Source organism: Pseudonocardia sp. ICBG601 (assembly GCF_020496245.1).
Genome location: NZ_JAHLJA010000168.1, coordinates 82,131 through 106,861 on the forward strand (window position 1 = coordinate 82,131; position 24,731 = coordinate 106,861).

General features: G+C 73.6%; 23 protein-coding genes and 1 pseudogene. 14 read left to right on the plus strand and 10 right to left on the minus strand.

Annotation, left to right across the window (positions count from 1 at the left end; all coding sequences use genetic code 11):
• Positions 1 to 88 precede the first annotated feature (88 nt).
• Positions 89 to 1,126 (minus strand): MBL fold metallo-hydrolase, encoded by a 1,038-nt coding sequence (locus KPL57_RS56345; protein ID WP_226358390.1) that lies wholly within the window; start codon positions 1,124 to 1,126, stop codon positions 89 to 91.
• A 48-nt stretch (positions 1,127 to 1,174) separates the two neighbouring features.
• Between KPL57_RS56345 and KPL57_RS56350 the strand changes: the two genes are divergently transcribed.
• Positions 1,175 to 1,972: an enoyl-CoA hydratase/isomerase family protein gene (locus KPL57_RS56350; protein WP_226358391.1), complete on the plus strand. Its 798-nt coding sequence runs from the start codon at positions 1,175 to 1,177 to the stop codon at positions 1,970 to 1,972.
• A 24-nt stretch (positions 1,973 to 1,996) separates the two neighbouring features.
• Here the strand turns inward: KPL57_RS56350 and KPL57_RS56355 are convergent, their stop codons facing one another.
• The 3 genes from KPL57_RS56355 to KPL57_RS56365 are packed head-to-tail and all read right to left on the minus strand — an operon-like array spanning position 1,997 to position 5,580.
• The gene (locus KPL57_RS56355) at positions 1,997 to 3,163 is read right to left on the minus strand and encodes a thiolase family protein (RefSeq protein ID WP_226358392.1); all 1,167 of its coding nucleotides are present in this window, start codon (positions 3,161 to 3,163) and stop codon (positions 1,997 to 1,999) included.
• Positions 3,163 to 4,314: an acetyl-CoA C-acetyltransferase gene (locus KPL57_RS56360; RefSeq protein WP_020623741.1), complete on the minus strand. Its 1,152-nt coding sequence runs from the start codon at positions 4,312 to 4,314 to the stop codon at positions 3,163 to 3,165. The genes KPL57_RS56355 and KPL57_RS56360 overlap by 1 nt, the downstream gene beginning before the upstream one ends.
• 24 nt (positions 4,315 to 4,338) lie before the next feature.
• Complete coding sequence (locus KPL57_RS56365; RefSeq protein WP_226358393.1) at positions 4,339 to 5,580, minus strand: NAD(P)/FAD-dependent oxidoreductase; 1,242 nt, start codon at positions 5,578 to 5,580, stop codon at positions 4,339 to 4,341.
• A 242-nt stretch (positions 5,581 to 5,822) separates the two neighbouring features.
• On the opposite strand from KPL57_RS56365, the pseudogene KPL57_RS56370 reads away from it, so the two are divergent.
• Positions 5,823 to 6,476 (plus strand): annotated as a pseudogene (locus KPL57_RS56370) (enoyl-CoA hydratase-related protein); the annotation flags it as partial.
• A gap of 14 nt (positions 6,477 to 6,490) precedes the next feature.
• Positions 6,491 to 7,738 (plus strand): enoyl-CoA hydratase-related protein, encoded by a 1,248-nt coding sequence (locus KPL57_RS56375; RefSeq protein ID WP_226358395.1) that lies wholly within the window; start codon positions 6,491 to 6,493, stop codon positions 7,736 to 7,738.
• Here KPL57_RS56375 and KPL57_RS56380 read toward each other — a convergent pair.
• Entirely contained in the window at positions 7,725 to 8,309 is a 585-nt protein-coding gene (locus KPL57_RS56380; protein WP_226358396.1) for a TetR/AcrR family transcriptional regulator, read from the minus strand. The genes KPL57_RS56375 and KPL57_RS56380 overlap by 14 nt on opposite strands.
• A gap of 106 nt (positions 8,310 to 8,415) precedes the next feature.
• On the opposite strand from KPL57_RS56380, the gene KPL57_RS56385 reads away from it, so the two are divergent.
• The 3 genes from KPL57_RS56385 to KPL57_RS56395 are packed head-to-tail and all read left to right on the plus strand — an operon-like array spanning position 8,416 to position 10,618.
• Positions 8,416 to 8,808 carry an acyl-CoA dehydrogenase family protein gene (locus KPL57_RS56385; protein WP_226358397.1) on the plus strand — a complete coding sequence of 131 codons (393 nt, stop codon included), beginning with the start codon at positions 8,416 to 8,418 and terminating at the stop codon, positions 8,806 to 8,808.
• Complete coding sequence (locus KPL57_RS56390; protein ID WP_226358440.1) at positions 8,721 to 9,608, plus strand: acyl-CoA dehydrogenase family protein; 888 nt, start codon at positions 8,721 to 8,723, stop codon at positions 9,606 to 9,608. Before KPL57_RS56385 ends, KPL57_RS56390 begins: the two co-directional genes overlap by 88 nt.
• Positions 9,605 to 10,618, plus strand: a complete 1,014-nt coding sequence (locus KPL57_RS56395; protein ID WP_226358398.1) for a phosphotransferase family protein — start codon at positions 9,605 to 9,607, stop codon at positions 10,616 to 10,618. The genes KPL57_RS56390 and KPL57_RS56395 overlap by 4 nt, the downstream gene beginning before the upstream one ends.
• Before the next feature lie 57 nt (positions 10,619 to 10,675).
• On the opposite strand, the gene whiA is transcribed toward KPL57_RS56395, so the two are convergent.
• A complete protein-coding gene (gene whiA / locus KPL57_RS56400) occupies positions 10,676 to 11,581 on the minus strand; it encodes a DNA-binding protein WhiA (protein ID WP_226358399.1) in 906 nt (301 codons plus the stop codon).
• A gap of 139 nt (positions 11,582 to 11,720) precedes the next feature.
• Here whiA and KPL57_RS71070 point away from each other — a divergent pair, with 139 nt between their 5' ends.
• The 7 genes from KPL57_RS71070 (at position 11,721) to KPL57_RS56435 (ending at position 18,736) form a co-directional block, all read left to right on the plus strand.
• Positions 11,721 to 11,879 carry a hypothetical protein gene (locus KPL57_RS71070; RefSeq protein ID WP_020622828.1) on the plus strand — a complete coding sequence of 53 codons (159 nt, stop codon included), beginning with the start codon at positions 11,721 to 11,723 and terminating at the stop codon, positions 11,877 to 11,879.
• A gap of 151 nt (positions 11,880 to 12,030) precedes the next feature.
• A complete protein-coding gene (locus KPL57_RS56410) occupies positions 12,031 to 14,034 on the plus strand; it encodes a molybdopterin-dependent oxidoreductase (protein WP_226358400.1) in 2,004 nt (667 codons plus the stop codon).
• 108 nt (positions 14,035 to 14,142) lie between these two features.
• A complete protein-coding gene (locus KPL57_RS56415; RefSeq protein ID WP_226358401.1) occupies positions 14,143 to 15,714 on the plus strand; it encodes an amidase in 1,572 nt (523 codons plus the stop codon).
• An 85-nt stretch (positions 15,715 to 15,799) separates the two neighbouring features.
• On the plus strand, positions 15,800 to 16,438 hold the full coding sequence (gene nthA / locus KPL57_RS56420; protein WP_020621518.1) for a nitrile hydratase subunit alpha: 639 nt from the start codon (positions 15,800 to 15,802) through the stop codon (positions 16,436 to 16,438).
• A gap of 18 nt (positions 16,439 to 16,456) precedes the next feature.
• The gene (gene nthB / locus KPL57_RS56425; protein WP_020621519.1) at positions 16,457 to 17,092 is read left to right on the plus strand and encodes a nitrile hydratase subunit beta; all 636 of its coding nucleotides are present in this window, start codon (positions 16,457 to 16,459) and stop codon (positions 17,090 to 17,092) included.
• Positions 17,093 to 17,189: 97 nt separating this feature from the next.
• On the plus strand, positions 17,190 to 18,419 hold the full coding sequence (locus tag KPL57_RS56430; RefSeq protein ID WP_226358402.1) for a GTP-binding protein: 1,230 nt from the start codon (positions 17,190 to 17,192) through the stop codon (positions 18,417 to 18,419).
• An 11-nt stretch (positions 18,420 to 18,430) separates the two neighbouring features.
• On the plus strand, positions 18,431 to 18,736 hold the full coding sequence (locus KPL57_RS56435; protein WP_020621521.1) for a helix-turn-helix transcriptional regulator: 306 nt from the start codon (positions 18,431 to 18,433) through the stop codon (positions 18,734 to 18,736).
• Positions 18,737 to 18,826: 90 nt separating this feature from the next.
• On the opposite strand, the gene KPL57_RS56440 is transcribed toward KPL57_RS56435, so the two are convergent.
• The 4 genes from KPL57_RS56440 to aceA form a co-directional block, all read right to left on the minus strand.
• A complete protein-coding gene (locus KPL57_RS56440; RefSeq protein WP_226358403.1) occupies positions 18,827 to 19,960 on the minus strand; it encodes a bifunctional 2-methylcitrate synthase/citrate synthase in 1,134 nt (377 codons plus the stop codon).
• A 33-nt stretch (positions 19,961 to 19,993) separates the two neighbouring features.
• Positions 19,994 to 20,779: an isocitrate lyase/phosphoenolpyruvate mutase family protein gene (locus tag KPL57_RS56445; RefSeq protein ID WP_226358404.1), complete on the minus strand. Its 786-nt coding sequence runs from the start codon at positions 20,777 to 20,779 to the stop codon at positions 19,994 to 19,996.
• Complete coding sequence (locus KPL57_RS56450) at positions 20,779 to 21,660, minus strand: 3-hydroxybutyryl-CoA dehydrogenase (protein WP_226358405.1); 882 nt, start codon at positions 21,658 to 21,660, stop codon at positions 20,779 to 20,781. Before KPL57_RS56450 ends, KPL57_RS56445 begins: the two co-directional genes overlap by 1 nt.
• 79 nt (positions 21,661 to 21,739) lie before the next feature.
• On the minus strand, positions 21,740 to 23,044 hold the full coding sequence (aceA, locus tag KPL57_RS56455; protein WP_226358406.1) for an isocitrate lyase: 1,305 nt from the start codon (positions 23,042 to 23,044) through the stop codon (positions 21,740 to 21,742).
• A 208-nt stretch (positions 23,045 to 23,252) separates the two neighbouring features.
• Between aceA and KPL57_RS56460 the strand changes: the two genes are divergently transcribed.
• On the plus strand, positions 23,253 to 24,701 hold the full coding sequence (locus KPL57_RS56460) for a short-chain fatty acyl-CoA regulator family protein (RefSeq protein WP_226358407.1): 1,449 nt from the start codon (positions 23,253 to 23,255) through the stop codon (positions 24,699 to 24,701).
• Positions 24,702 to 24,731 lie beyond the last annotated feature (30 nt).

Genomic DNA, 24,731 nt, shown 5'->3' on the forward strand with positions numbered 1-24,731 from the left:
ACCGGCGCGCCGCCACCTGCTCCCCGGGTGGCGGCGCGCAGTGCGTTCAGGACAGCACGTTCGGGACGGGGCAGCCGGGACGGGGCGCTCAGGACGGGGCGTAGCGGCGCAGCCCGTCCTCGCCATCGTGTGCGACGAGCACGCCCGCGTCGACCAGCACGTCGAGGTGGGCGGCGATCTCCAGCACCGCGAGCGCGGCGTGCTCGGTCTCCAGCTGCGACAGGTGCCGCTCCCGCCGGGTCCACGGCAGGGCGGACGCGACCGCCCAGGCCGTCGTGTCCCCGGCCCCGACTCGCGCCGCGGCGGCGGCCAGCCGCTGCTCGTGGTGGGCCAGCAGCTCGTCGACACGGGTGTGCACGCTGCGGGTGACCGGCCCGTGGGCCGGCAGCAGAAGGGAGTCGGGCAGGTCGCGGACCAGCCGCAGCGAGTCCAGGTAGCTGCGCAGCGGCATCGGCTCGGGGGCGCGTTCGTAGCCGATCGACGGCGTGATGTGCGGCAGCACGTGGTCCCCGGAGAACAGCGCGCCGCGCGCGGTGTCGCGCAGCACGACGTGCCCGCGGGTGTGCCCCGGGGTCGCCCGCACCTCCAGCTCGCCCTCGCCGGCGGCGACCAGGTCGCCGTCGTCGAGCCAGGCGTCGGGCATGCTCCACGGCGCCAGGTCGACGCGCTCGACCTCGGCGACGTGCCGGGCCAGGTCCCGGGCCAGGTCGGCCGCACCCGCCGCGGCCACCATGGCCGGCTGCGGCGCGGGGTGGGCCGCGCGGTCGCTCTGCGCCGCCACCGAGGGCTCCTCCCCGCGGCCGAGCACGACCCGGGTGCCGTGGGCGGAGCGCAGCGCGAGGGCCTGGGTGTAGTGGTCGTGGTGGGCGTGGGTGACCACGACCTGGGCGACGTCGGCCGGGGCGTACCCCAGGGCGCGCAGGCCGACCTCCAGCGCGTCGCCGTCGGCGTCGACCCAGCCGGAGTCGACCAGGGTCGGCCCGTCCGGCCCGTCGAGCACGTAGACGTTGACCGCCCGCAGCCCGTCCAGCGGCAACGGCAGCGGGATCCGGTGCACCCCCGGCAGCACGGGGTGCGCCCCCGGTTCGGTCCAGTCCTGCACCTGCTCGGCGAGCTCCACGGTCACATCGACCCCTCCTTCTTTCTAATCCTGATTCAATGTAGTTTCGCGGACGTGACCCCGCGCTACGAGGACCTGCGGTACGAGACCGGCGACGGACTGGCCCGGATCGAGCTGCACCGCCCGGACGCCCTGAACGCCTGGACCCCCGCCATGGGCACCGAGCTGCTCGACGCCGTGCGTCGGGCGTCGGCCGACGACGCGGTCCGCGCGGTGCTCGTCACCGGGGCCGACCGGGCGTTCTGCGCCGGTGCCGACGTGAAGAACCCGCGCGAGACGACCCCCGAGGGCGATCCGGACCTGTCGACCCGGCTGCGCGAGATCTACAACCCCATCGTGCTGGCGGTGCGGGCGGCACCGAAGCCGTTCGTCGGGGCGGTGCAGGGCGCCTGCGCCGGACTCGGGGTGTCCCTCGCCCTGTCCTGCGACCTGCTGCTGGCCGCCGAGGACGCCTACCTGCTGCTCGCCTTCGTCCGGATCGGGGTGATGCCCGACGGCGGGACCACGGCGTTCCTGGCCGAGCGGGTCGGGCTCGCCCGCGCCGCGGAGCTCTGCATGCTCGGCGACCGGCTGCCCGCCGAGACCGCACACCGCTGGGGACTGGTGAACGCGGTGCACCCCGGCGAGCGCCTGCACGCCGAGGCCGAGGCACTCGCCCGGCGCCTCGCCCAGGCGCCGACCGTCGCGCTGGCCAGCACCAAACAGGCCCTCGGGGCGGCCGCCCAGCGGCGCCTGGCCGACCAGCTGGAGCTGGAGGCGACCCTGCAGCAGCGGCACGCCACCACCCACGACTACGCCGAGGGGAAGTCCGCGTTCGCGCAGAAGCGGCAGGCCGTGTTCCGGGGGTGCTGATCCCCGGACACGGCCCGCCGCAGCTCACAGCCGTTCGATGACGGTGGCGTTGGCCATCCCTCCGGCCTCGCACATCGTCTGCAGCCCGTAGCGGCCGCCGGTGGCCTCCAGGTGGTGCAGCATCGTCACCAGGAGCCGGGTGCCCGAGGAGCCGAGCGCGTGCCCGAGCGCGATCGCCCCGCCCCGCGGGTTGAGCCGGGCCGGGTCCGCGCCGAACTCGCGTGCCCAGGCCAGCGGGACCGGGGCGAACGCCTCGTTGACCTCGTAGGCGTCGATCTCGTCGAGGGACAGACCGGCGCGGGCCAGCACCGCGTGGGTGGCCGGGATGGGGCCGGTCAGCATCATCAGCGGGTCGTCGCCGACGACGGAGAACGCGTGGAACCGGGCCCGCGGACGCAGCCCGAGCGCCGTCGCCCGCTCCTCGCTCATGACCAGCACGGCGGACGCGCCGTCGGTCAGCGGGGAGGAGTTGCCCGGCGTGATCCGCCAGTCGATCTCGGGGAACCGCGCCGACATCTCGTCGGTGCGGAACGACGGTCGCAGCCCGGCCAGCCCCTCGGCGGTGGTGGTGCCGCGGACGGTCTCGTCGGTGGTCAGCCCGGCCGCCTCCGGCACCGCGACGACCTCGGCGTCGAACCCGCCGTCGGCCCAGGTCCGCGCGGCGCGGCGGTGCGACTCGGCGGAGTAGGCGTCGAGCTCGTCGCGCTCGAGCTTCCAGCGCTGCGCCACCAGCTCGGCGGAGATGCCCTGGTTGACCAGACCGTCGGGGTACCGGGCGGACGCCCGCTCCCCCATCCCGGCGCGGGCGCTGCCGATCGGCACCGCGCTCATCGACTCGACGCCCGCGGCGATCACCACGTCGTGCACGCCGGCCAGCACGGCCTGGGCGGCGAACGCCGCGGCCTGCTGGCTCGACCCGCACTGCCGGTTGAGCGTCGTGCTGGGCACGGACTCGGGGAACCCGGCGCCGAGCACCGCGTTGCGCCCGATGTTGCCAGCCTGCTCCCCCACCTGCTGGGCGCAGCCGACGATCACGTCCTCGACCAGCGCCGGGTCGATCCCGGCCCGCTCGACGAGCGCGGCGAGCTGACCGGCGAGCAGGTCGGCCGGGTGCACACCCGACAGCCCACCGCCGGGCTTGCCCCTCCCGACCGGGGTGCGGATCGCCTCGACGACGACGGCGGTGCGCATCAGAGCCGCTCGATGATCGTGACGTTGGCCTGGCCGCCGCCCTCGCACATGGTCTGCAGGCCGTAGCGGCCGCCGGTGCGCTCCAGCTCGTGCAGCATGGTCGTCATCAGCCGGGCGCCGGTGGCGCCGAGCGGGTGGCCGAGCGCGATGGCGCCGCCGTTGGGGTTGACCTTCTCCGGGTCGGCGCCGGTCTCGGCCAGCCAGGCCTGCACGACCGAGGCGAACGCCTCGTTGATCTCGACGGTGTCGATGTCGCCGATGGTCAGGCCGGTCTTCTGCAGCGCGTACTCGGTCGCCGGGATCGGCGCGGTGAGCATCCAGACCGGGTCGGCACCGCGCACCGACACGTGGTGGATCCGCGCCCGCGGGGTCAGCCCGTGGTCGCGCACCGCCGACTCCGACGCGATGAGCAGTGCCGCGGTGCCGTCGGAGACCTGGCTGGACACGCCGGCGGTCAGCCGACCGCCCTCGGTGAGGGTCTTGAGGCCGGCGAGCTTCTCCAGCGAGGTGTCCGCGCGCGGGCCCTCGTCCGTGCCGACCTCGCCGAACGGCACGATCTCCCGCTCGAAGCGGCCCTCGGAGATGGCGCGCAGCGCGCGGTGGTGGCTCTCCAGCGCGAAGACCTCCATGTCCTCGCGGGACAGGTTCCACTTCTCGGCGATCATCTCCGCGCTGCGGAACTGGCTGATCTCCTGGGTGCCGTAGCGCTTCTCCCAGCCGACGCTGCCGGTCCACGGGTCGGTCGCGCCGAACGGCTCGCCGACGGAGAACGAGCACAGGATCGGGTACTGCGACATGATCTGCACGCCGCCGGCGATCACCAGGTCCTGGGTGCCCGCCATGACCGCCTGCGCGGCGAAGGACACTGCCTGCTGGCTGGAGCCGCACTGGCGGTCCACGGTCGTGCCCGGCACCGACTCCGGCAGCCCGGCGACCAGCGCCGCGGTGCGCGCGATGTCCCCGGCCTGGGCGCCGATGGCGTCGATGCAGCCGTAGACGACGTCGTCGATCGCCGCCGGGTCGACCCCGGTGCGCTCCACCAGGGCCCGGATCGGGTGCGCCCCGAGGTCAGCGGGGTGCACGGCGGCCAGTCCGCCCTTGCGGCGGCCGACCGGGGCCCGGACGGCGTCGACGATGTAGGCCTCGCCCATGAGTTCCTCTTCCTGCGTCGCGTCTCAGCGCGCGGCGACGGCCGCGGCGTTGCGTTCCTCGGCGAACGCGAGTGCGTCCGTCCAGCTCGTGCGGCGTCCGATGCGGACGCGGTACTTCATGACGTCGGCGCGGCGCTCGAGCGTCAGCGCGCCGGTCAGCCGGTCGCCGGTCCGGTAGAGCGCCACGAACCGGCCGTCCTCCGGGGAGCCGGAGACGACCCGGATCTCGTCCGCGCGCGGGACGCCGACGAACTGGATGCGGCTGCCGTACCAGTCCGACCAGAAGTAGGGCACGGTCTCGTAGGGCCGGGCCGCGTCCGGGTCGAGGGCGTTGCGGGCGGCGCGGGCGCCCTGCTCCGCGGCGCTGGTCCAGTGCTCGATCCGCATGCGGCCGCCGGTCGGCAGCTCGGAGAACAGCGGGTTGACCCAGTTCACGACGTCGCCGGCGGCGTACACCCCCGGCAGGTCGGTCCGCAGGGTCTCGTCGGCGAGGATCCCGTTGTCCAGGCCGACCCCGGAGCCCTCCAGCCAGCCGGTGTCGGGGGTGGCGCCGATCCCGGCGACCACGAGGTCGGCGGGCAGCACGGTGCCGTCGGCGAGCCGGACACCGGTGACCCGGCCGCCGCCCTCCAGCCCGTCGACGCCGACGCCGCAGCGCAGGTCGGTGCCGTTGGTCTCGTGCAGCCGTGACAGCGCCGCGCCCATCTGCTCGCCGACCGCGCGGACCAGCGGGACCGGCAGCGCCTCGACGATGGTGGCGGGCAGGCCGCGCTTGCGGGCACCGGACGCGACCTCGGACCCGATGAACCCGGCCCCGACGACCACGGTGTGGGCGCCCGCGTCCAGCGCGGCGCGCACGGCCCGCGCGTCGTCGAGGGTGCGCAGCGTGTGCACCCCGGCCAGGTCCCCGGGCAGCGTGCGGGCGCGGGCCCCGGTGGCGACGACGAGTGCGTCGTAGCCGATCCGGCGGTCGCCGACGACGACCTCGCGGGCGTCGGCGTCCAGGCCGGTCGCCGGCTCGCCGAGGACGAGGTCCACGCCGAGCTCGTCATGCAGGTGCTCCTCGGTCCGGAACCGCACGTCCGGCGCCTCGGGGTCGTCCAGGAACGCCTTCGACAGCGGGGGCCGGTCGTAGGGCAGGTGCGCCTCGGCACCGACGAGGGTCACCGGGCCGGTGTGCCCGGCGTCGCGGGCGGCCTCGGCGGCCCGCAGACCGGCCAGGGACGCCCCGACGACCACGAGGCGGGGACCGGGACTCGGTGACATCGCAGGCACCCTTTCGTCGACCAGATTTGAATCGAGAATAAACTTATGCCAGATTCGACGTCAACGCCGGGGCCGCCGTTCGGGAGGACGCGATGCACGAGGACAGGGCCATCCACCGGGTCACCGGAGGACTCGCCGAGATCAGGCTGACCCGGGACCGGGGCAACGCGATCGACCCCGCGAGGTGAGGCGACCGCGACGTCCGCGCCGCGCGCGGCGTCGACGCCGTCGCGCGAGGCCGCGAGGCCGTGCGCAGCGTGCTGCTCACCGCCGCCGGTCCGGCCTTCTGCGTCGGCGGCGACCTGGGGTTCTTTCGCAGCCGGGTGGACGACCTGCCCGCCCAGCTGGACTCGATGATCGACACGTGGCACGGCTCGACGCTGCGCAGGCTCTCCGCGCTGCCGGTCCCGGTCGTCGCGGCCGTGCGCGGCGGCGTCGGCGGCGGCGGGCTGGGGCTGGTGTGGGGTGCCGACGTGGTCGTCGCCGCCGACGACGTGAAGCTCGCCACGGGGTTCACCAAGCTCGGCATGACCGGCGACGGCGGCAGCACCTGGTACCTGCCGCGACTGGTCGGGATGCGCCGCGCCCAGCAGCTCATGCTGCGCTCCACGCCGGTCGGCGCCGAGCAGGCGCTGGAGTGGGGGCTGGTGTCGCAGGTCGTGCCCGGCGACGAGGTCGAGGCCGTCGCCCGGACCATCGCCGAGGAGTTCGCCGACGGCCCGACCTGGGCCTACGGCGGGATCAAGCAGCTGCTGCGCGACGGCGACGACCGCACCCACGCCGACGGCCTGCTCGCCGAGTACCGGCTGATGACGGCCGGCGCGGGGCGGGCCGACGTCCGCGAGGGCGTCATCGCGTTCACCGCGCGCCGCGCCCCGAAGTTCGACGGCCGATGACCCAGGAGCACACCGTGGACACCACCACCATCACCACCGGGGCCGGCACCGACAGCGGCACCGGGACCGGGACCGACGCCGAGGCCGTGGTCCGGCGCCTCTACACCGAGCTCGCCGACGGCGACCGGGACACCCTGGACGCGATCCTCGATCCCGACTTCGTCGGCGTGCTCGCCGCGGGGATGCCGGGCGGCGTGGGCGGCGAGCACCGCGGCGCCGAGGCGATGCGGCGCGACGGCCGGGGCGGCATCGGACGACACTTCGCCGCCCGCGCCGAGCCCGACCGGATCGACGCGCTCGCCGACGCCGCCGGCCGGCTGCTGGCTCCTGGGCTCCGGGCACTACCGGGGCGCGGGCGGCGCGGCGGCGCCGAGCTGGAGGCGGCGTTCACCCACGTCGTCACCGTCGCCGGCGGCCGACTGACCCGGCTCGAACAGCTCACCGACACCGCCCGCTGGGCCGCCGCCGCGCCGCCGTACACCACCCTCGACGTGCGGGTCGCCGACGGCGTCGGCACCCTGCGACTGAACCGTCCGGACCGGCACAACGCGGTCGACCGGACACTGGGAGCCGAGTTCGCCCGGGCCGTGGACGCCGTTGCCGCCGACCCCGCGGTGCGGGCCGTGGTGCTCACCGGCGGGGACCGGGTGTTCTGCGTCGGCGGCGACGTCGAGCTGTTCACCGGCTGCGCCCCCGAGGAACTCCCCCGGGTCCTGCGCGAGGTCACCGACCTGTTCCACCCCACCGTCGAACGCCTGTCCACGATGGACGCCCCGGTGGTCGCGGCGGTACACGGCGCCGCCGCCGGGATGGGCCTGGCACTGGTGTGCGCCGCGGACGTCGTCGTCGCCGCCGAGGACGCCGTGTTCACCACCGCCTACGGCGGCATCGGGCTCACCGCCGACGGCGGACTCTCCTGGACCCTGCCGCGGCTGGTCGGGCTGCGCCGCGCCCAGGAGCTGTTCCTGACCGGGCGCCGGCTCACCGCGACCGAGGCCCTGGAGTGGGGCCTGGTGACCCGGGTGGTGCCCGCCGCCGAGGTCGACGCGGTGGCGCGGGAGTACGCGACGACGATCGCGGACGGCCCGACACAGGCGTTCGGCGCGGTGCGCCGGCTGCTGCGCCGCAGCAGCGAGTCCGACCTGCACACCCATCTCGCCGACGAGCAGCGCTCGGTGGTCGAGGCCGGGCGCAGCCACGACCTGGTCGAGGGGACGCGGGCCCTCGCCGAGCGCAGGCGCCCCCGTTTCACGGGCTCCTGACCGGCCCGGGCCCGGCTCCGACGAGGCGCAGCGCGAACTCCGCGAGCTGCCAGGCGACCTCGTTCTCGGCCGGGCCCGCGTCGTCGCGGAACCACACCGCGACGCCCATCCCCTGGTCCAGGATCGCGTACGAGGCCAGCTGCGGCGAGGCCACCGAGAACACGCCGGCCTCGACCCCGTCGGTGATCAGGCGGCGGAAGCGCTGCTCGTAGTCGGCACGCAGCCCGAGCACCTCGGACCGGTGCGGCTCGGTCAGGCTGCGCAGCTCCCGGTTGCCGACGAAGGCCTCCAGGCGGTTGCGGGCGTGGAACCGCACGTGGGCCTCGACCGCGCGGCGCAGCCGCTCGGCCGGGTCGGCGACCCCGGCGACCGCGGCGTCGTGCTCGGCCAGCAGGGCGCGCATGGTCGCGTCGATGACCGAGGCGAGCAGCTCCTGCTTGGAGCGGACGTGCTTGTAGAGACTCGGGCCGCGGATGCCGACCGCCGCGCCGATGTCGGCCATCGGCGTCGCCTCGTAGCCGCGACGGGCGAACTCCGCCAGCGCCGCCGACCGGATCTCGTCGCCCCGCACGGCTAGCAGTCTATAGCCGACCTGTGACATGAGGCTCCCTGCGCTGTACTCACCTGCCTCGAACCTGCTAGAAGGTGGCTAACACTCATTAGCCGATGGAGGAGACATGGCCGTCGACCTCGCCCAGGACGCGGACGTCCGCGACCTCGCGGAGCGCACCGCACGCTTCATCCGGGAGGTGGTGATCCCGGTCGAGGAGACCCACGGCGGTGTCCTGCCCTCCGAGGAGGCCCGGGTACAGCTACAGGACGCCGCCCGCGCCGCGGGGGTGTTCGCCCCGCACGCGTCGCCGGAGCTCGGCGGGCACGGCCTGGACATGCGCGCCCGCGCCGCGGTGTTCGAGGAGGCCGGGTACTCGCTGCTCGGACCGATCGCGCTCAACATCGCCGCCCCGACGAGGGCAACGTGCACATGCTGGAGCGGATCGCGAGCGAGGAGCAGAAGGAGCGCTACCTCGCCCCGCTGGCCGCCGGCGACGTCCGGTCCTGCTTCGCGATGACCGAGCACGCCCCCGGCGCGGGCTCGGACCCCGACGCCCTGTCCACCACGGCCACCCGGGCCGACGGCGGCTGGCGCATCGACGGCCGCAAGTGGTTCACCACCGGCGCGGACGGCGCCGCGTTCGCCATCGTCATGGCCCGCACCACCGGCGAGCCCGGTGACCGCGGCGGCGCGACGATGTTCCTGGTCGACGCCGACAACCCCGGGATGAAGGTCGGCCGGCACATCCCGACGCTCGACGAGTCGCTGTTCGGCGGACACCTGGAGGTCGAGTTCTCCGACTGCCGCGTCCCGGACGACGCGGTGCTCGGCGAGGTCGACCAGGGCTACCGCTACGCCCAGGTGCGGCTCGGCCCGGCGCGGCTCACCCACTGCATGCGCTGGCTGGGGATCGCCCGGCGCGCGCAGGACATCGCGGTGGCGTGGGCCTCGGAGCGCGAGGTGTTCGGGTCCCGGCTGGCCGACCTCGGCATGGCCCAGGCCATGATCGCCGACAACGAGATCGACATCGCCGCCTCGCGCGGGCTGATCCTGCAGGCCTGCTGGGAGCTCGACCGCGGCAACCCGGCGGGCAGCCAGGTGTCGATCGCCAAGACCTTCACCGCCGAGGCCGTCTGGCGCGTCGTGGACCGGTCACTGCAGCTCAACGGCGGACGCGGGGTGTCCGGCGACGTGCTGCTGGGCCGCTTCCTGCGCGAGGTGCGCCCGTTCCGGATCTACGACGGCCCGTCGGAGACCCACCGCTGGTCGATCGCCAAGCGCACCGTGGGCCGTTACCGCAGGGAACAGGCCCGATGAGCGGTCCCGACGGCCTGGACCTGGCCGCCCTCGACACCTTCCTGACGGCGAACGTCGACGGGTACCGCGGCGGGGTCACCGCCGAGCTGGTCTCCGGCGGCCGCTCGAACCTCACCTACCGGGTCACCGACGGCACCCACGTGTGGATCCTGCGGCGACCCCCGCTGGGCACGCTGACCCCGTCGGCACACGACATGGGCCGCGAGTTCCGGGTCACCGCCGCCCTGGCGGGCACCGGCGTACCGGTCGCCCCGGCCGTCGCGCTGGCCGACGACAGCGTGCTCGGGGTGCCGTTCGCGCTCACCGGGTTCGTCGACGGGGTCGTCGTGCGCAGCGAGGACGACCTCGCCGCCCTCGACGACCCCACCGTGCACGCGGTGGCGTTCTCCCTGGTCGACACCCTCGCCGCACTGCACGCCGTGGACGTCACCGCCGGTCCGCTCGCCGAGCTGGGCCGCCCCGCCGGGTACCTGCGCCGCCAGGTCGAGCGCTGGTACGGCCAGTGGCAGCGCGTCGCCACCCGCGAGATCCCCGACGTCGACACCCTGTACCGCCTGCTCGACGACACCTGCCCGGCCGAGAGCGACCACGCCGTCGTGCACGGGGACTTCCGCATCGACAACGCCATCCTCGACGCCGGGCACCCGGCCACGATCCGCGCGCTCGTCGACTGGGAGATGGCCACGCTCGGCGACCCCCTGGCGGACCTGGCGCTGCACACCGTCTACGGCGACCCGACGTTCGCACCGGTGCTGGCCGGGTCCGCGGCCTCGACCAGCTCCCGCATGCCGTCGACCGCGGAGCTGGTGGAGCGCTACACCGTCGCGTCCGGGCGGACGGTGCGCCACTGGGCGTTCCACCGGGGGCTGGCCTACCTCAAGGCCGCGGTCATCGCCGAGGGCATCCACGCCCGGCACCTGCGCGGGGACACCCGCGGGGAGGGGTTCGCGACGGTCGGCGAGGCGACCGCACCGCTGGCCGCGGCCGGGGTGGTCGCCGTCCACGCCTGACCGGCCGGGGCGTGCCGGGCACCGCGACCCGGCGCGCGGCCGTCAGCGGGTCCGCCCTCAGCCGCCGGGGTGCGCGCGGTCGGCGTACTCGAGCAGCCGACGGAGCCGTCCGGCGATCGCGTCCTTGGTCATCGGCGGGTTGGCGAGACGGCCCAGCTCCTGCAACGACAGCTCCGGGTTCCGGGCCCGCAGCAGGCCGGTGGCCAGCAGACGGTCGGGCACCCCGGCAGGCGGGTCCGCCAGCAGTGCCTGGACACGCCGGGTCGTCGTCGCCGCGGCCTGGGAGGCGCGCTCCCGGTTGGCGTCGTGCAGCGCGCCGCTCACCGGCGCCTCGCCGGTCCCGCGTCGGAGGTCGGGGGTCCACGCCTGCGCCGCGCGCGGCGCGCCGATCAGGCCGAGCACCGCCCGCACGTCGGCGTGGTCGCGGACGACCACCCGGTCGCCGTGGGTGCCGGGGCGGGTCAGCGCGGCGACGCCGAGGCGGCGGGCCGCGCCGGTGAGCGCCATCGCCGTCTCCGGGGACGGGCAGGTCAGCTCCAGCCCGGCCCGGCCCCGGCCGCCGAGTGCCCCGGCGGCCAGGAACGCGGCGCGCCAGGCCCCGGCCAGGACCGCGTCGTCGCCCGCGACGACCGACGGCGGCAGCCCGCGCACCCAGCGGCCGGTGCCGTCGCACAGCCGGGTGCGGCGGGCCAGCTCCGGGACGCGCGCGACGATGCGGAGCGACTCGGACGACGGCCGGACGACGGGGATCTCGAACAGGTCGGTGATCTGCCGGGCCAGGCGCTCGGCGGAGCGTGCGCACCCGGTGGGGACCTCCAGCACCGGGACCGATGCCGCCCCGACGGTCTGGCCGAGCGTCCCGGCGCAGGCGAACCGGAGTGTCGTCGCCACCTCCGCACGACCGATGTCGGCTCGCGCGGGGCGGTGCCGGAACAGCTCGTACCGGACGTCGGGGGTGTCCACCTGCAGCTCCTTCGGATCCGACCGGCGTGCTCCGCCGGTGCCGGCTCGGGCCCCGGAGCCGGCGGACGGCGTCCGGACCGGGGGTCGGCCGGCCCGGGACGGACCGCCCTGGCGGGGGCGACACGCCTCGGACCGACCGGTGGCGCACGCCGGGCTCCCGATCGACGACGCCACACCCGGACAACGACCGGTCGCCGGGGACGAGGCGGACGCGCCCGCCCGCCACGGCGACCGGGCGACCCGGTACGCCCGGCGCGGCATCCGGGACGACCGGTGGTCGGTCGACCACCCTGTGTGATGAACTCCGCCGCACGACCAGGGCACGGGATGCCGGCAGGGTCCGATCGGGTCCGCGGGGGATTGGGATCGCTCCCGCCGGGTAGCGCTCCGGAGCGGGCACGACGCCGGCACGGCGCCGCCCGGCAGCCGTCGAGCACGGAGGTGGACCGGTGAGCAGGCACGACGAGGAGTACTCCGAGGCCGATCTCGACGTCGGCTCCCCCGAGGACCACGCCGTCGGGGCGACCGCCGTCGCGGTGTCGATGAAGCGGTCGCTGGAGCACATGGGGCCGGCCCGGACCGCCCGCACGCTGCTGAAGCTGAACCAGGCCGAGGGCTTCGACTGCATGAGCTGCGCCTGGCCGGATCCCGACCCCGGGCACCGCTCGGTCGCCGAGTTCTGCGAGAACGGCGCGAAGGCCGTGGCCGAGGAGGCCACCACCCGCCGCGCGACCCCGGAGTTCTTCGCCCGGCACAGCGTCGCCGACCTGGACGCCCACTCCGAGCTCTGGCTGGGCCGACAGGGCCGCATCACCCACCCGATGGTCCGGCGCCCGGACGGCACCCACTACGAGCCCCTCGGCTGGGACGAGGCGTTCCGGCTGATCGGCGACGAGCTGAACGCCCTGGACGACCCCGGTGAGGCGACCTTCTACACCTCCGGCCGGGCGTCCAACGAGGCCGCGTTCGTCTACCAGCTCTTCGCCAGGGCGTTCGGGACGAACAACCTGCCCGACTGCTCGAACATGTGCCACGAGTCGACCTCCATCGCGCTGCAGGAGTCGATCGGCATCGGCAAGGCCAGCGTCACGCTGCCCGACCTGCTCGAGGCGGACGTGATCGTCATCGCCGGGCAGAACCCGGGCACCAACCACCCGCGGATGCTGACCCAGCTCGAGCACGCCAAGCGCAACGGCGCCACCATCCTCACGATCAACCCGCTGCGCGAGGCCGGGCTGATGCGGTTCAAGAACCCGCAGACCCCGAAGGGCGTCCTCGGACGCGGCACCGACATCTCCGACCTGCACCTGCCGGTCCGGGTCAACGGCGACCTGGCGCTGTTCCAGGCCATCGGTTCGCTGCTGGTCGAGTGGGACGCCCTGGACCACGAGTTCCTCGACCGGTACACCACCGGGTTCGATGCCTGGCGCGAGCACGTCTCCGGGATCGACCGCGACGCAGTCACCCGGTCCACCGGCCTGTCCTGGGCCGAGATCACCCGGGCCGCGGCCTTGCTGCGGGACTCGCGCAAGACGGTCTTCTGCTGGGCGATGGGGCTGACCCAGCACCGCAACGGCGTCGCGACGATCAAGGAGGTCGTCAACGTCGCGCTGGCCCAGGGCAACATCGGCCGCCCCGGTTCCGGGCTGTTCCCGGTCCGCGGCCACTCCAACGTCCAGGGCGACCGCACCATGGGCATCTGGGAGCGCGTCCCGGACTCCTTCCTCGACGCCCTGGAGCGCGAGTTCGCGTTCGACCCGCCCCGCGAGCACGGCTTCGACACCGTCGACAGCATCCGGGCGATGCGCGACGGCCGGGTGAAGGTGTTCGGCTGGTGGCCTCCGCCCTGGTCGCGGCGGTCTTCGCCACGGCCCTCACGGTCGTCGAGCGGCGGCGGGACACAGCGGCCGACCGCCCGGCGTCGACACCGGCGACCTGACCCCGAACATCCCCGTCCGACGACCGAGCGGAGGCTCACCATGACCACACCGAACCCGACCCGCGACGGCCTCTGGCTCGACGACCTCGTCGAGGGCGCCACCTTCACCACCGGCACCCACGAGCTGACCGCCGAGGAGATCGTCGCCTTCGCCCGCGACTTCGACCCGCAGCCCTTCCACACCGACGCCGACGCGGCCGCGGGAACGTTCTTCGACGGTCTCGTGGCCAGCGGCTGGCACACCGCGGCGGTCACCATGCGGCTCGTGGTCACCAGCGGTCCGCCCATCGCGACGGGCATCGTCGGCGGGGGCGCCGACGTGGCCTGGCCCAGCGCGGCCCGGGCCGGGGACGTCCTGCGGGTGGAGATCGTGCTCCGGGAGATCCGCCGGTCCCGGTCGCGGCCGGACCAGGCGTGGGTCGTCGTCGAGCAGCGGACGCTCAACCAGCACGACGCGGTGCGGCAGACCACCACCGCACGGTTGCTGGCCTGGCAACGGCCCCGCCACGACTGACGCCGGCTCGTACTCGGCGTCGTTACGATCATGTCAACGCGTCAGAATCTGTTGACATGAGAGTGTGTACGGGCCAGCCTCCTTGATACCTGGATCGAAGGAGTGCCCGTGGCGCTACCACCTCCCGACGCCGCCCGGTTGGCAGCGTTGAACGAGCATTACGCGTTCGGCCTGTCGGACGCCGAGCTGGCGGAGTTCGGCCCGGCGGTCACGGCGACGCTGGCCGCCTCCGACCGGGTCGAGGAGCTCTACCGGGCCTCGGCACCGCAGACGCCGGAGCGGGCCTGGTCCGAGCCTGCGGACAACCCTCTCGGCGGCTGGTATGTGACGACGTCGGTGCCGGGTGCTGCTGAGGGTCTGTTGGCTGGGCGCACGGTGGCGCTGAAGGACAACATCTGTCTGGCCGGGGTGCCGATGACCAATGGGTCGGCGACGGTCGAGGGTTTCGTCCCGTCGCGGGATGCGACGGTGGCGACCCGGCTGCTGGCGGCGGGGGCGACGATCACCGGGAAGTCGGTGTGTGAGGACCTGTGTTTCTCGGGTGCGAGTTTCACCTCGCGGCCGTGGCCGGTGCGCAATCCGTGGGACACCGGCCGTAATGCCGGTGGTTCGTCGAGTGGGAGCGCGGCACTGGTGGCCTCGGGTGCGGTGGATCTGGCCGTGGGTGGGGATCAGGGTGGTTCGATCCGGATCCCGAGTGCGTTCTGCGGGACGGTGGGGCACAAGCCCACTCACGGGCTGGTCCCCTACACCGGGGCGTTCCCGATCGAGGCCACGATCGATCACCTCGGGCCGATCACCCGCACGGTGTCCGACGCCGCGCTGATGCTGACGGTCCTGGCGGGTGTCGACGGGTTCGATGCCCGTCAGCCCACTGTCCTGGACCCGGTCGACTACCTCGCCGCACTGGAGCAGTCGGCCGCCGGCCTGCGGGTCGGGATCGTGGTCGAGGGTTTCGGTCGCCCGGAGAGCGACCCGGCCGTCGACGAGGCCGTGCGTGCCGCGGTCGGCGCTCTGGCCGGGGCCGGGTTGGTGGCGGAGGAGGTGTCGATCCCGTGGCATCTGGACGGGATGGCGGTGTGGAACGTCATCGCGACCGAGGGTGCGGCCTACCAGATGGTCGACGGTAACGCCTACGGCATGAACTATCCGGGTCTCTACGATCCGGAGCTGATCGCGCACTACCACCGTCAGCGCCTCGCCCGGGGGGCGGAGTTGTCCAAGACGGTCAAGCTGGTCGGGCTCTCGGGCGGCTACACCTTCGGCCACGGCGGCGGCGTCTACTACGGCATGGCCCGCAACCTCGCGTTCGAGCTGCGTGCGGCCTACGACCAGGCGTTGAGTGGTTGTGACGTGCTGGTCATGCCGACCCTGCCCTACACCGCGCCGGAGCTGATCGGGCTCGATGCCGGGTTGGACACCTACCTGCCGACCGCGTTGGGGATGGTCGGCAACTGTGCCCCGTTCGACGTGTCCGGTCACCCCGCCGTCTCGGTGCCGGCCGGGCTGGTCGACGGGCTCCCGGTCGGTCTGATGATCGTCGGCCGGCGTTTCGACGACGCGACCGTCCTTCGGGTCGCGCACACCTTCGAGCAGGCCGTCGGCGGCTTCCCCGCCCCACCGGCCCTCGCCGGCTCGGTCGGAGCAGCGTCGCCGCTCGTCTCCGGCGTCCGGGGGTGACGCCGCCCCCGCCACTCGCGCGCAGGTCTCGCAGCACCTGCCACACACGAACCGAACGCACCACCACCATCCCGAAGGAGCACAGGTGACGCTCGCCGCCCACCAGAACCGCACCGGCCTGCCCGAGCAGGCCCCCGTCGAGGACCGCGCCTGGGCACTGAAGAACGCCCTGGACGCCAAGGGGCTCATCCCCACCGGCTTCAACGAAGGATGGAAGACGACCTTCGAGGAGGAGTACAGCCCGCGGCGCGGGGCCGAGCTCGTCGCACGGGCCTGGACCGACCCGGAGTTCCGCGAGCTGCTGCTCTCCGACGGGACCGCGGCCGTCGCCCAGTACGGCTACCTCGGCGCCCAGGGCGAGTACATCCGAGCGCTCGCCGACACCCCGACGGTCAAGAACGTCATCGTCTGTTCGCTGTGCTCCTGCACCGCCTGGCCGATCCTGGGTCTGCCGCCCACCTGGTACAAGGGCTTCGAGTACCGCGCCCGTGTGGTGCGTGAGCCCCGCAAGGTCCTGGCGGAGCTGGGGACCACGATCCCCGAGGACGTCGAGATCAAGGTCTACGACACCACCGCCGAGACCCGCTACATGGTTCTCCCCATGCGCCCGGCGGGGACCGAGGGCTGGGACGCCGAACGACTCGCGTCCATCGTCACCAAGGACTGTCTCATCGGCGTCGCCCTGCCCTCGGCCGACGTCGTCGTCGAGCACCCCAACACCTGAGCGAACGGAGCACACCCCATGGACGGCGTCCACGACCTCGCGGGCCGGCAGGGCTTCGGCCCGGTCCCGCACACCGCCAACGGCCCGATCGGTGACACCTTCAAGTACGACTGGGAGCACCTGGGCTACAGCCTGCTGTTCCTCGGCGTGACCAACGGCAACTTCACCCTCGACGAGGTGCGCCACGCGGTCGAACGGCTCGAGCCGGTGCACTACCTGAGCACCCCGTACTACGAGCGCTACATCATCGGCGCCGCGACGCTCATGGTCGAGAAGGGCGTGCTCACCCACGACGAGCTGGAGGCCGCGGCCGGCGGGCCCTTCCCGCTGGCCCTCCCCGCCACCTCCCCCGGGCGTCCCGCGAGGGAGAACCGCGAGACGTTCGAGGTCGGCGACAAGGTCCGGGTCACCGACGACCACTTCGCCGGGCACGTCCGCTACCCCGCGTTCTGCCGGGGCAAGGTCGGCACGGTGCAGCATCGCACCGGGATGACCTGGCCCTTCCCCGACGCCGCGGGACACGGCCGCAGCGACGGCGGCTCGGAGCCGAGCTACCACGTCGAGTTCGACGCCGCCGAGCTGTTCGGCGACGACACCGATGCCGGTGCCGTCGTCGTCGACCTGTTCGAGGGCTACCTCGAGCGCGCCGCCTGACCCACCGCACCGTCCGGGCGGGCCCGTTCCGACGGGCCCGCCCGGTCCGCCCGACCTCCCACCACGGTCGCCTCCGCCGGCGACGAGAGGAACGACGATGACCGACACCCGCCTCCCCGTCACCGTCCTGTCGGGCTTCCTCGGAGCAGGCAAGACCACGCTGCTCAACCACGTGCTGAACAACCGCGACGGCCGCCGGGTCGCGGTCATCGTCAACGACATGAGCGAGATCAACATCGACGGCTCGGAGATCGCCCGCGAGGTCGAGCTCAGCCGCTCCGAGGAACGCCTGGTCGAGATGACCAACGGCTGCATCTGCTGCACCCTGCGCGACGACCTGCTCGGCGAGATCACCCGCCTCGCCCGCGAGGACCGGTTCGACTACCTGCTCATCGAGTCCTCCGGCATCTCCGAGCCCCTCCCGGTGGCCGAGACCTTCACCTTCGTCGACCCCGCAGGTGGGGCGCTCGACGACATCGCGCGGCTCGACACCATGGTCACCGTCGTCGACGGCGTGAACTTCCTCCGGGACTTCCGGGCAGGGCGCCCGGTGGACGCCGATGCTCCCGACGACCGCCGTGACCTCTCCGACCTGCTGGTCGACCAGGTCGAGTTCGCCGATGTCATCCTCATCAGCAAGACCGACCTGATGCACGACACCCAGGTCGCCGAGCTCACGGAGATCCTGCGCCGGCTCAACGCCGTCGCCGAGATCCTCCCCGTGTCCGAGGGACGGGCACCGCTCGACCGCATCCTGGACACCGGCCTGTTCTCCCTCGCACGCGCCGCCACGGCATCCGGCTGGCTCCAGGAGATCAACGGCGAGCACATCCCGGAGACCGAGGAGTACGGCGTCGCCTCGTGCCTGTACCGGGCGCGGGCACCGTTCCACCCGGAGCGCCTGCACCACTTCCTCACCCGTGACTGGACCAACGGCCGGCTCCTGCGGGCGAAGGGCTACTTCTGGAACGCCGCCAGGATCACCGAGATCGGCAGCATCTCCCAGGCCGGACACCTCATCCGGCACGGCTACATCGGGCACTGGTGGCGCTTCCTCCCGCAGGAGATCTGGCCGCAGGACTACCGACGCGACGCGATCACCGACAACTGGGACGACGCCGTCGGCGACTGCAGGCAGGAGCTGGTGTTCATCGGGCAGGGAATCGACCGCGACCGCCTGTTCGCCGACCTGGACGCGTGCCTGCTCACCGACGCCGAGATCGGGCTCGGGCCCGACGGCTGGGACGCGCTCCCCGACCCGCTCGGCACCGGACAGATCGACGTCGCCTCCGCCGCGGTAGGTGGCCGGCTCCCCGCCGGACTCTGACGGAGGCGGAGATGACCGTGGTCAGGGAGGACGGGCTCGTGGGGTCCGCATTCGAGGCACTCGCCGACCCCACCCGGCGCAGCATCCTGATCCTGATCGCCGACGGCGAGGAGTGCACCGCCGGCGAGATCGCGCTGCGCACCACCACCGTCGCGCGCAACACGGTCTCCACCCACCTGCGCATCCTGCGCACGGCAGGACTCGTCCACGAGCGGCGGTCCGGCCGGCACCGCTTCTACTCCGTCGACCAGAACGGGCCGGCGAGACACGTGCTGACGACGTTGCAGACGATCTTCCGGACACCCGATGGTCGATGACCGCGGGCAGGGAGGTCCACCGGTTCCGGACATGCCGAGAACCAGACGGGGCATCGGACCCGTCCGGTTCTCCGACGCGGATTCAGGATGTCATCGAACGGCACTCACCTCCCGGCGCGCCTTTCCGTCGTAACGCGCGACGGGGCGGATCAGGACGTCGTGGGAAGCCTGTTCGATCACGTGCGCGGTCCAGCCGCTGATCCGCGACATCGCGAAGAGCGCGGTGAACATCGGGGTGTCGAAACCCATGAGGTGGAACAGCGGGCCCGCGGCGTAGTCGAGGTTGGGCCGCAACCCCTTCTCCCGCAGCATCGCGCCGGCGAGCACCTCGTAGTGCGCCATCAGTGCACGGCCGCCTCGCAGGTCGGCGACCTGTCGCATCCGGGAGTGCAGGGCGGGGACCCGGGAGTCGCCACGCTTGTAGACCCGGTGACCGAACCCCATGACCTTCTTGCCGGCGGCGAACCGGGCCTCCAGCCACTCGTCGACCAGGTCGGGGTCGCCGATCTCGTCGAACTGGTTCATCACGGCCTCGTTCGCACCGCCGTGCAGCTCGCCCTTCAGCGCCCCGAGGGCGGCGACGACGGCGCTGTAGAGGTCCGAGCGGGTCGAGGTGACGGTGCGCGCGGCGAACGTGGACGCACTGAAGCTGTGCTCGGCGTAGAGGATCATCGCGACCTCGAAGGCCCGCATCACCTCGGGTTCGGGGATCTCACCGAAGGTCATGTGGAACACGTTCTCGGCGTGCCCGAGGTCCTCCCGCGGCGCGATCGGACGCTGCCCGCGGCGGCGCCGCTGGTCGAGCGCCACGATCGTGGGCAGCACCGCGAGCAGCTGCACCGCCTTCTCCGCGCTGGCCTCGGCCGAGTGGTCGGTGGTCGCCGGGTCGTGGGCGCCGATCCAGCTCACCGCGGTGCGGAGCACGTCCATCGGATGGCAGTCGGTCGGCAGGGACAGCAGCATCGCCTCGCACGCGGGGTCCAGCCGGCGCAGGGACCGCTCGCGCCGCTCCAGCGCCGCGAGCTCGGCCGGGTCCGGGAGCTCCCCGGTCCAGAGCAGGTGCGCGACGTCGAGGAAGCCGTGCCGCTCGGCGAGCGCCGGCGCCGGGTAGCCCCGGTAGAGCAGGACGTTGTGACAGGGGTCGACGTCGGAGATCGACGTCGTGTCGGCGACGACTCCCACCAGGCCACGTCGGACGGGGGTGTCGCGTTGGTCGTCGGTCATGGGTGTCTCCTTCTGCGGCGGGCCGGTGGCCCGCTACCGGACGGCGTCGCGACGTGCTCCGGCCAGGAGCGCGTCGGCGAGACCTCGTGGTGTTCCTGTGTCGCGCGGGATCCGGCTGCCACGGTCGGTGGCTGCCGGGGACCGCGGCCCGGTGACGGGGTGGATCACGGCGTCCATGCCGAAGGCGGCGAGCTGCGTGACGGTGGGCAGCAGGACGGAGGTCGGGTCGCCGCCGGTGACCGGGGTGGCGGTCACGAACAGCGGCGCGGTGAGGGCCTCGCGCAGGACCGGGTAGGTGGCCCGCGACGCAGGCGCCTCGACGACGACGAGATCCGCGCCCGCGGCGAGACGGGCGCGGGCCCGGTCGATGGTGTCGACCAGGCCGCGGGCCCGGTCGGTGGTCGTGCGGACCCCGATCAGCAGGGCGGGGTCGTGACGGGCGCGGACAGCGGTGCGGACACGGGTCTCGACGTCCCCGGCCGCCCCGTCGTCGGGCGAGGTGTCGTCGAGGAGCACGCCGGACGCGCCCGCCGCCGCGATGTGCGCCACCGTGTCGGCGTCGCGGGTCGGGCCGAGGTCGACCAGGACCGGCAGCGGGGTGGCCCGGACGATCCGTGCAACCAGCTCCGCGGCGTCCTGCCCGCCCGTGTCGGCCGCCGCCACGTGCACGCCGTCGAGCCCCATGGCCGCGATCTGGCGCGCGGACGCGGCGGTGGTGACGGTGTGGAAGCGCAGCGGGCGGCGGCCCGCACGGGGCCGGTCGAGCGCTGCCCGGAGCACGACGCGTCGGCGGGTGGGTGGGACGTCGGTCTGCAGCATCAGCGCGCCCCTGCCGTCGTGGCCGGGTAGGAGTGGAAACCGCGGCCGGTCTTGCGTCCCAGCAGGCCCGCCTGGACCATCCGCCGCAGCAGCGGCGGCGGTGCGTAGAGCGGTTCGTGCTCCTCGGCGTACATCGTCTCGGCGATCGCGGCGACGGTGTCGAGCCCGATCAGGTCGGCGAGCTCCAGCGGCCCCATCGGGTGGGCGCACCCGAGCCTCATCCCGGCGTCGACGTCGGCCGGTGTGGCCCGACCGGTCTCCACCATGCGGACGGCGCCGAGCAGGTAGGGCACCAGCAGCGCGTTGACGACGAACCCGGCCCGGTCGGCGGCTCGGATCGTCTGCTTGCCCAGCGCCCCGGTCACCCATTCCTCGACCCGGGCGAGGGTCTGCGCCGAGGTCGTGAGCGAACCGACGACCTCGACCAGGGGCAGCACCGGCACGGGGTTGAAGAAGTGCAGCCCCACGACCTGTCCCGGCCGCCCGGTGCCGTGCGCCAGCTTCATGATCGGGATCGAGCTGGTGTTGGAGGCGATGACCGCGCCCGGGTCGGCGAGCACCTTGTCCAGGCCCGCGACCAAGTCGGACTTGACGATCTCGTTCTCGACGACCGCCTCGACGACGAGCTGGCGGTCGGCGAGGTCGCCGAGGTCGGTCGAGAACGTCAGCCGGCTCGCTGCCGCGTCCCGGTCGGGCACGGAGAGCCGCCCGCGGTCCACCGCCCGGTCCATCGAGGCCAGGATGCGTTCCCGGCCCCGGTCCAGCGCTGCGTGGTGCTGTTCGACGACGTGGACGTCGTTCCCCGCCCGCGCACACACCTCGGCGATGCCCGCGCCCATCTGTCCGGCGCCGACGACGCCGACCCGCTCGATCCCGCTCACCTGTTCTCCTCCTACGACGGGGTGCGGCACGGGTGGCCGGATGCGCGGACGCACCCGGCCACCCACCGCGGGAACTCGCTCAGCCGTGGAACTGCTCGGCCTCGGTCGACCCGGCGAGCGCAGTGGTGGACGACTCCGGGTTGACCGCGGTGGAGACGGCGTCGAACCAGCCGGTGCCGACCTCGCGCTGGTGCTTGATGGCGGTGTAGCCGTCGGCCTCGGCGGCGAACTCGCGCTCCTGCAGGGCGACGTAGGCGGTCATGCCGTTCGCCGCGTAGCCCTTGGCCAGGTCGAACATGGAGTGGTTGAGCGCGTGGAAGCCGGCGAGGGTGATGAACTGGAAGGCGTAGCCCATCGCACCGAGCTCGCGCTGGAAGCGGGCGATCGTGTCGTCGTCGAGGTGCTTGCGCCAGTTGAACGACGGCGAGCAGTTGTAGGCCAGCATCTGGTCGGGGAACTCGCCCTTGATCGCCTCGGCGTACTTGCGGGCCAGCTCCAGGTCCGGCACCGAGGTCTCCATCCACAGCAGGTCGGAGTACGGCGCGTAGGCGAGACCGCGGGTGATGCAGGGCTCGATGCCGCCGGTGACCCGGTGGAAGCCCTCCGCGGTGCGCTCACCGGTGAGATACGGGCGGTCCCGCTCGTCGACGTCGGAGGTGATCAGGTTCGCGGCCTGGGCGTCGGTCCGGGCGACGATCACCGACGGGACGCCGGAGATGTCGGCCGCGAGCCGCGCCGCGTTGAGGGTGCGGACGTGCTGGGAGGTCGGGACCAGCACCTTGCCGCCGAGGTGGCCGCACTTCTTCTCCGAGGCGAGCTGGTCCTCCCAGTGCACACCGGCCGCGCCCGCGGCGATCATGGCCTTCATCAGCTCGAACGCGTTGAGCGGGCCGCCGAAGCCGGCCTCGGCGTCGGCGACGATCGGGACCAGCCAGTGCGGGTCGTCGCCGCCCTCGGCGGCCGAGCGGCCCTCCAGGGTGCTGATCTCGTCGGCACGCAGCAGCGCGTTGTTGATGCGGCGGACCACCGCCGGCACCGAGTTGGCCGGATAGAGGCTCTGGTCGGGGTAGGTCTGGCCCGCGAGGTTGGCGTCCGCGGCGACCTGCCAGCCGGACAGGTAGATGGCCTCCAGCCCGGCGCGCACGCTCTGCACGGCCTGGTTGCCGGTCAGCGCCCCGAGGGCGTGCACGTAGTCGCGCTCGTGCAGCAGCGACCACAGCCGCTCGGCGCCGAGGCGGGCCAGCGTGTGCTCCTCGCGCACGCTGCCCGACAGCGCCACGACCTCCTCCGCGCTGTGACCGCGGGTGATCCCTGCCCAGCGCGGGTCGGTCGCCCATTCCTGCTTCAGCTCGTCGACCCGCTGCTGCCGGTTCGTCCCGGTCATGTCCTGCTCCTTTGCGAAGTTCGCGTCCGTGTCCGCGCTCACGGTCTCCCGGCGGTGGCCGGGGGCCGTGGCGATCTCTCGAACGGGGTGCGACCAGCATCGGAGCTGCAACAGAGGTGAGGCGACGGTGGCCGCCTGCCAACTCCTGCGCATCTTCCGGCCGGATTCTGCGAATCTTGCGAATGGTGGTCTCGGCTACAGTCCCGCCATGGCGACCTCCGGCATCCCGGGCACCCGGCTACGCGCGCTGCGCGAGACCCGCTCGATGACCCAGGCGGAGCTGGCCAGGGCCCTGGAGATCTCGCCCAGCTACCTGAACCAGATCGAGCACGGCTCCCGCCCCCTGACCGTGCCGGTGCTGCTGCGGATCACCGAGGTGTTCGGTGTCGACGCGGCGTTCTTCGCGGCCCGACGACCCGAGCGGCTGGTCGCCGAGCTGCACGAGGTGTTCGCCGAGACCACGTCGGCGGCCGGACCGGTCCCGCCGGGACAGATCGAGCGGCTCGCCGGCGAGCTGCCCGCGGCCGCGGACGCGGTGCTGGAGCTGTACCGGCGGTGGCGCCGGGCGGACGAGCACCTGGCCGCCGCGTCGGACCACACCCGGGACGGCCGTCCGGTCGGCAACGACGGCACCGACCGGATCCGGTCGGCGTCGCCGCACGAGCAGGTCCGCGACTACTTCTACCGCCGTCGCAACCACGTGGCCGAGCTCGACGACGCGGCCGAGGCGCTGGCGTCGGAGATCGGGCTGCGCCGGGGCGAGGTGCGCCGCGCCCTCGCCGAGCGCCTGCGGACGGTGCACGGCGTCAGCATCGCCGGGCTGGAGGACGACACGACCGGCTCCGGCGAGATGCACCGCTACGATCGGGTCGAACGGGTGCTGCGGCTGTCCCCCGCACTGCGCGCCGGCCAGCAGGCGTTCCGGATGGCGACCCAGCTCGCGCTGCTGGAACACGACGCGGTGATCGAGCGCTTGGCGGCCGAGGACCCGGCGGACGACGACACCCACACCCTGACCCGGATCGGCCTGGCCCGGTACTTCGCGGCGGCGCTGACGCTGCCCTACGGCGAGTTCCGGGCCACCGCCGAGCGGTTCCGCTACGACATCGAGCGCCTGTCCGACCACTTCGGACTCGGGTTCGAGACGATCGCGCACCGGCTCTCGACACTGCAGCGCCCGTCCGAGCCGGGGGTGCCGTTCTCCTTCGTCCGCGTCGACCGGGCCGGGAACATGTCCAAGCGCCAGTCCGCGACCGGGTTCCACTTCTCCCGCGGCGGCGGGACCTGTCCACTGTGGAACGTCTACCGCGCCTTCGCCTCCCCCGGCGAGATCGACGTACAGATCGCGGCCATGCCCGACGACGCCCGCTACCTGTGGGTCGCGCGCACGGTCACCGGCTCCCAGCGCCGATGGGGACGACCGGGCAAGACGTTCGCGATCGCACTCGGCTGCGAGATCCGCCATGCACACCGGTTGGTCTACTCCGACGGGCTCAACCTCGACACCCCTTCGGCCGCGACACCGATCGGCGCCGGCTGCCGGGTGTGCAGCCGGGCGCAGTGCCCGCAGCGGGCGTTCCCACGCCTTGCCCACACGACACTGATCCTGGAGGACCGCAGCACCTTCGTCCCCTACCCGGTCGCTCCGGGCGGCTGAGGGGCCCGGCGGGCCCCATCGACCGGGAGC

Bases quoted from the DNA above. Each gene is read 5' to 3' on its own strand.
- KPL57_RS56355 (WP_226358392.1), bottom strand. From the start codon at position 3,163: ATGCGCACCGCCGTCGTCGTCGAGGCGATCCGCACCCCGGTCGGGAGG.
- KPL57_RS56360 (WP_020623741.1), bottom strand. From the start codon at position 4,314: ATGGGCGAGGCCTACATCGTCGACGCCGTCCGGGCCCCGGTCGGCCGC.
- KPL57_RS56365 (WP_226358393.1), bottom strand. From the start codon at position 5,580: ATGTCACCGAGTCCCGGTCCCCGCCTCGTGGTCGTCGGGGCGTCCCTG.
- KPL57_RS56385 (WP_226358397.1), top strand. From the start codon at position 8,416: ATGGCCGTCGACCTCGCCCAGGACGCGGACGTCCGCGACCTCGCGGAG.
- KPL57_RS56390 (WP_226358440.1), top strand. From the start codon at position 8,721: ATGCTGGAGCGGATCGCGAGCGAGGAGCAGAAGGAGCGCTACCTCGCC.
- KPL57_RS56395 (WP_226358398.1), top strand. From the start codon at position 9,605: ATGAGCGGTCCCGACGGCCTGGACCTGGCCGCCCTCGACACCTTCCTG.
- nthB (WP_020621519.1), top strand. From the start codon at position 16,457: ATGGACGGCGTCCACGACCTCGCGGGCCGGCAGGGCTTCGGCCCGGTC.
- KPL57_RS56430 (WP_226358402.1), top strand. From the start codon at position 17,190: ATGACCGACACCCGCCTCCCCGTCACCGTCCTGTCGGGCTTCCTCGGA.
- KPL57_RS56435 (WP_020621521.1), top strand. From the start codon at position 18,431: ATGACCGTGGTCAGGGAGGACGGGCTCGTGGGGTCCGCATTCGAGGCA.
- KPL57_RS56440 (WP_226358403.1), bottom strand. From the start codon at position 19,960: ATGACCGACGACCAACGCGACACCCCCGTCCGACGTGGCCTGGTGGGA.
- KPL57_RS56445 (WP_226358404.1), bottom strand. From the start codon at position 20,779: ATGCTGCAGACCGACGTCCCACCCACCCGCCGACGCGTCGTGCTCCGG.
- aceA (WP_226358406.1), bottom strand. From the start codon at position 23,044: ATGACCGGGACGAACCGGCAGCAGCGGGTCGACGAGCTGAAGCAGGAA.
- KPL57_RS56460 (WP_226358407.1), top strand. From the start codon at position 23,253: ATGGCGACCTCCGGCATCCCGGGCACCCGGCTACGCGCGCTGCGCGAG.